This window comes from Vibrio sp. 1288 (assembly GCF_033344475.1).
On sequence record NZ_JAWPOX010000914.1, the window covers coordinates 1 to 568 of the forward strand.

Annotated in this window: 1 protein-coding gene; it reads left to right on the forward strand. The window is 47.7% G+C overall.

The features are described 5' to 3' along the window. A partial coding sequence (locus R8O11_RS30065; RefSeq protein ID WP_318195241.1) for a substrate-binding domain-containing protein occupies positions 1-437 on the forward strand: 437 nt, incomplete at its 5' end. Positions 438-568: the final 131 nt, after the last annotated feature.

The window sequence follows — 568 nt, forward strand, 5'->3', positions numbered from 1 at the left end:
AACGTGCCGATGGTTATCGTCAGGCTCTCATTGATGCAGACATCATTCCTAACTCAGAGTATTTAGTCGATGCAAACTGGTCGCTAAAAGAAGCGCACCAGCAAACACTGTCTCTACTGAATATGGAGCAGCCGCCGGAAGCGATTTTCTGTGGCAGCGACTATATGGCAATGGGGTGCTACCAAGCGATAGCGGAGTTGGGGTTGAAGATTCCTCAGGATGTTGCCGTTGTCGGTTACGATAATCAGCAAATCGCCTCTGAAAGCTTTCCAGCATTAACGTCGGTTGAACTGCCCTACTCAGACATGGGTAAACTCGCAATCGAATCGTTGATGGCACTGATTGAAGGGCAACCGTTGCTTTCTAACAAACGCAAAGTAGAGGGTGAGCTCATCGTTCGAACCTCTTCGACAAAAACAAAAAAGGTGGGCATGTAGCCCACCATAACACCCAAAGTCGTTGGAGTTGCAGCATCGCTGCCGCTGCAAGTTCAAAGGGCAGAAGTGCTATCTAAAATTCAAACTGATAAGTAGTTTGATGCTGATAGCAATCCCCAGAGATCAACACC